The sequence below is a fragment of the Chamaesiphon sp. OTE_20_metabat_361 genome (assembly GCF_031364565.1).
The window spans coordinates 1-4,807 of sequence record NZ_JANLWO010000859.1; the positions used below are offsets into that span (position 1 = coordinate 1).

The window sequence follows — 4,807 nt, forward strand, 5'->3', positions numbered from 1 at the left end:
GTTGAAGTCAAATTTGGCTTCGAGGATTTTTTCGGTTAATTTTGCCGCATCGGCAATATCGAAATCTTCCTGGGCTTTTTCCACCAGCGTCAGCACGTCGCCCATCCCCAGAATCCGCGATGCCATCCGCTCTGGATAAAAGGGCTGAAGCGCTTCAACTTTCTCACCCACCCCGACAAATTTGATCGGTTTACCGGAAATCGCCCGGACAGATAGAGCCGCACCACCGCGCGTATCCCCATCTAATTTAGTTAAGATCGCCCCTGTAATGCCGATTCGATCGTTAAATGTCATCGTGACATTCGCCGCTTCCTGACCGATGGCGGAGTCTACTACCAGCAAGATTTCATCCGGTTGAATTGCTGCTTTGACATCAGCTAATTCCGTCATCATCCGATCGTCGATCTGCAACCGTCCGGCAGTATCGACAATCACCACATCTACGCCCAGTTCCCGCGCCTTGGCGATGCCTTGACGGGCAATTTCGACAGGATTAGCATCTGTACCCATATCGAACACTGGCACGTCGATTTGCTTGCCCAGCGTGATGAGCTGATCGATCGCCGCCGGACGATATACGTCTGTCGCCACCATCAAAGTTGTCCGATTTTCTTTCCGCAGATGTAGCGCAAGCTTCGCCGTCGCCGTCGTTTTACCCGCACCTTGCAAACCCGCCATCAGGATTACCGTCGGCTTGGTACTGGCATTTGCTAGGGGACTATTGGTTTCCCCCATCGTCTTGACAAGTTCGTCATAGACAACCTTGATAAATTGCTGGTCGGGGCGCACTCCTGAAATGACGTTCGCACCTTGAGCTTTGAGTTCGACTTCCTTAACGAAATTTGTGACCACCTGGACGTTGACATCAGCCGAAAGCAAGGCGCGGCGGACTTCCTTGAGCGCGTCTTGAATATTCGAGGACTTAATCTTGTCCTTACCGCGCAACTTTACCCAGGCTGATTCTAAACTTTCGGCTAATTGGTCAAACATAATCAGAAATTAACAGTTATCGAGGAGCAGTCTATTGGCTCTACCTCTAGTGTAATGGATGCGAAACCACCTTCAACCAGTCAGGGATATATTGCCCGATCGGGAGATAGAAAAGTTTTTACTACTTGCGATGAGGAATGACTTGAATTAACCCAGTCTGAAAAGCTTCGTCATAGGTGATAACAGGTAAATTTTTAAGTTCAGCCAGTCTACTCCCACTGTTGCAGTTCCTCTTCTGATAGTGGTTCAAAAAAATCATCTCCGAGTGTTCCTGTTAGTAAGCCAGGGATACGGGGCTGAATCTGTTCTTGTTCTAACCCTAAACGAAAGTAATGAATCAGATCGTAAATTTCGGCTAACTTATCTTCAGGGATGTCTTGCAGCTCTTGGTATATTTTGTGGATGAGCATATATTAACTTTTCCTTATACTTTTAAAGACAAGCAAAGCGTACTAGCGATTGGCTCTACCTTTAGTGTAATAGATGGCAAACATTTCCTGTCGATCGACCCAATCTCGGTACTCGATCGACAAATCTCCGATCGGGATAAAATGGGGTCGAGATACTCTCAAGAAAATACCCGCGATGACAAAGGTTTCCCCACGACCAGTTTGCCAAAGATTTTCTATAGTCATTGCTATCGCCTTTAGGTCAAGTGCAAACCTCTCTAAAGATTAGTGGCGAAGTTCGGGAAGTTGATGTCTATTTCATTCCCGACCCCCAACTTGCACCCATCCAAGAATTAGGAATACTCGCAGAATGTGCGAAAACCACCGTCATCTTTGAACCCTTTCGCAATTCCGTCAAAGTGCCCCAAATTCGGGCTTGCATGTCCAAGCTCTACGACTTGCACAGCTATCTACTCAGAGAAGCCAAAAGACAATCGCAGCCAGAACTAGGCGATGATGTTTTACCGAATCTCTGGATTTTGACACCTACTCTATCCGCCCCGATTTTAGAAGGACTCGGTGCGAAATTAGAACTAGAACAGTGGGGCGAAGGTGTCTATCTACTCAGTCCCACCCTCAAGACAGGTATCATCGTCATTCATCAACTGCCCCAGACACTAACTACACTATGGGTTAGACTATTGGGTAAGGGCAATGTACAGGCACGAGCAATTCAAGAGGTGGCTGCACTACCAGCGGAGCATCCCTACCAGCGGAGCATCCCTACCGAAATAATGCGTTGGATTTGCTGGGTAATCTAAAAGTTATCCTCGAAGCCAGAGAAACAATCGAACCAGAAGAGCAGGAGTTAATTATGCAGTTATCACCTTTATATTTAGAGAAGCTTCAAGCAGCCCAACAAGTTGGAGAGCAGTTGGGGGAAGTTAGACATGCACATGCTCAAACATTGCGCCTATTGAACCGACGGGTGGGTGATGTGTCAACAGAGATATTGGCAAGAGTTAACGTATTACCGTTGGATCTGTTAGATGGTTTACATGATGCCGCGCTAGATTTTACTCAAATGAGCGATTTGACAGACTGGTTAGATCTGAATGGGTAAAAGTTAAGGTTGAGAGATCGATCCATAACTTAGAAACATTTAAAATCCAACTTTATGCAATTAGTTCGATTGACAGCAGACAGAATTGTAGATTTATCCAGATTTGTAGCGTTGGCGTAGCCTCTCAGGATGAGAATCGTACCCAATGTAGAAAACCATTCTTATTCTCTCATCCTGGAAGGTAGCGATTGTGCTAACGCACACGCAGGCGAACGAGATATTCCAATTTATGCTACTACGAAGTCAGACGAAATCTCATCTTAGAGAGCGAACGAACAGGAAATCGAGATAGTTTGCATAACCTCGATGAATTGACAGATTTTATTTCATTTTTATCGGTGTCAGATGAAAGTTTAAAATTGGCATCTGTACTATGGACACAATCTAAATTAAGTGGGCTACCAACTGCGAAAGATGGTTCGCTAGATGCGGATTTAATTATTTGCGCTCAGTGGCGCATCTTATCGGCACAATATCCAGGACAGATGAGTATAATTGCGACTACGAGTGTCAAGCATTTAAGTCGATTCGCCACTGCCAGTAGATGGCAAGATATCAATCTTTGATGCTACGAATTAATTGTCCCTGTTTGGGGCGAACTAGCGATCGCAACTTTAGCAACTGGAATTCGCCCCGCCAGATAGCCCAATCGTCCCGATACTGCTGCCATTCCCATCGCCTGAGCCATCAGCGGGGCATCCTCGGCACAGGCGATCGCGGTATTGATCAAAAGGGCATCCGCGCCGATTTCCATGGCTTGAGCGGCTTCGCTGGGGGTACCGATGCCCGCATCGACGACGACGGGGACTTTGGCATTTTCGATGATGATTTGGATATTGGCAAGATTTCTGATGCCTTGTCCCGATCCGATCGGGGAACCCAAGGGCATTACTGTCACACATCCGGCTTCTTCTAGCCGCTTGGCAAGGAGGGGATCGGCATTAATATAGGGGAGTACGGCGAAGCCTTCTTTGACGAGCTGTTCGGCTGCTTGGAGGGTACCGATCGGATCTGGCAAGAGATACTTACCGTCGGGAATCACTTCCAATTTGACAAAGTTATTATCTTCCTGTCCCAATAATTTTGCCATCTCCCGCCCCAATCTCGCTACCCGCACGGCATCTTCGGCAGTCTGACAGCCAGCAGTATTGGGTAGCATCCAGATTTTAGTCCAATCGATCGCTTCTGCCAAGCCTTCATGTCCAGCGGCTTTTGTTTGCACTCGCCGCACGGCAACGGTAACGATCTCGCAACCGCTAGCGAGGATGCTCTTTTGCATCTGCTCGATACTGCGATATTTACCCGTACCCGTCATCAGCCGCGAGTTGAAGGTTTTGCCAGCAATGATTAGAGGTCGATCGATCGAAGTTAACATAAAAATGGGTGATTTAGGGTGGTTATTGCCAGCCCTCAACGGGTTAAGCTGCTTGCTGCGGATCTCTCTCTATCCTAACTAATTTTAGGACATACCTACCTTGAAAGCAGGACGGCTGGAGAGAGATTGCATATAATTAGTCACTGCTGGATATGCAGATAAATCCACCTTGAGCATCAAAGGAATATAATACAAAATTGCACCGACAGCGACATCGACGACGCTAAATTCATCACCCAAAAGATAAGAATCTTTGCTGAGTAATTCATTCAAAGGGGTCATCAATTTAGGTAATTCTTTCGCTCTGCTTGCTTCGGTAAAAATCCCAGTTGCTAGCGTTGAGTTAGCAAATAATACCCATTGAGTTAAAACTGCTTGTTGCTCGATCGATAATTCTTTTCCACCATACTTTTCACACAGATATAGCAAGATCGCACCCGATTCAAATAAGGCAAAATTTCCGTCGGTAATTGCGGGTACTTTACCAAAGGGATTGATTTTCAAGAAGTCTGGTTGAGTGTGCTCTCCGGTAGACATATCCAGCAGGATAAATTCATAGGGCACTCCCAATTCTTCTAAATACCACCGCACGATCGAAGCCCGACTTCTAGCACCACCGTAGAGTTTAATCATCTTGCTTTTTGGATTATGTATGTTGAATTAAATTCATCTTGAAACGTGAATGGTGGGCAATGCCCACCCTACTTTCTAAAGTATGGATGGTGGGCAGTGCCCACCCTACTTTCTAACTACCTTCTACTATCCACTATCCACTATCCACTATTCACTAAACTACGCTCTTAATTCAAACCCATTCAAATATTCCATCGGTTTATTTGGATCGAAAGCAATGCGATCGACAAACATCTCTGGTTGTTCAATTTTAAGTTGTCCTTTGGGCATATTCAACCAAAAAGCTTTGGCTACTTC

8 protein-coding genes are annotated in these 4,807 nt (G+C 46.1%); 3 read left to right on the forward strand and 5 right to left on the reverse strand.

The window, feature by feature from the left end:
• The 3 genes from RMO35_RS24155 to RMO35_RS24165 all read right to left on the reverse strand — a co-directional run.
• Nucleotides 1–990: signal recognition particle receptor subunit alpha (locus RMO35_RS24155; protein WP_309745133.1), on the reverse strand; the 990-nt coding region annotated here is incomplete at its 3' end.
• A 209-nt stretch (nt 991–1,199) separates the two neighbouring features.
• Complete coding sequence (locus RMO35_RS24160) at nt 1,200–1,400, reverse strand: hypothetical protein (RefSeq protein WP_309745135.1); 201 nt, start codon at nt 1,398–1,400, stop codon at nt 1,200–1,202.
• 42 nt (nt 1,401–1,442) lie between these two features.
• Complete coding sequence (locus RMO35_RS24165) at nt 1,443–1,625, reverse strand: hypothetical protein (RefSeq protein WP_309745137.1); 183 nt, start codon at nt 1,623–1,625, stop codon at nt 1,443–1,445.
• 20 nt (nt 1,626–1,645) lie between these two features.
• Between RMO35_RS24165 and RMO35_RS24170 the strand changes: the two genes are divergently transcribed.
• From RMO35_RS24170 to RMO35_RS24180, 3 genes are all read left to right on the forward strand, one after another.
• Nucleotides 1,646–2,200, forward strand: a complete 555-nt coding sequence (locus tag RMO35_RS24170; protein WP_309745139.1) for a hypothetical protein — start codon at nt 1,646–1,648, stop codon at nt 2,198–2,200.
• A complete protein-coding gene (locus RMO35_RS24175) occupies nt 2,185–2,502 on the forward strand; it encodes a DUF4351 domain-containing protein (protein WP_309745141.1) in 318 nt (105 codons plus the stop codon). The genes RMO35_RS24170 and RMO35_RS24175 overlap by 16 nt, the downstream gene beginning before the upstream one ends.
• A 293-nt stretch (nt 2,503–2,795) precedes the next feature.
• Nucleotides 2,796–3,068 (forward strand): nuclease, encoded by a 273-nt coding sequence (locus tag RMO35_RS24180; protein ID WP_309745143.1) that lies wholly within the window; start codon nt 2,796–2,798, stop codon nt 3,066–3,068.
• Nucleotides 3,069–3,070: 2 nt separating this feature from the next.
• On the opposite strand, the gene RMO35_RS24185 is transcribed toward RMO35_RS24180, so the two are convergent.
• Complete coding sequence (locus tag RMO35_RS24185; protein WP_309745145.1) at nt 3,071–3,877, reverse strand: thiazole synthase; 807 nt, start codon at nt 3,875–3,877, stop codon at nt 3,071–3,073.
• Between the two features lie 84 nt (nt 3,878–3,961).
• Complete coding sequence (locus RMO35_RS24190; RefSeq protein WP_309745147.1) at nt 3,962–4,510, reverse strand: glutathione S-transferase family protein; 549 nt, start codon at nt 4,508–4,510, stop codon at nt 3,962–3,964.
• Nucleotides 4,511–4,807: the final 297 nt, after the last annotated feature.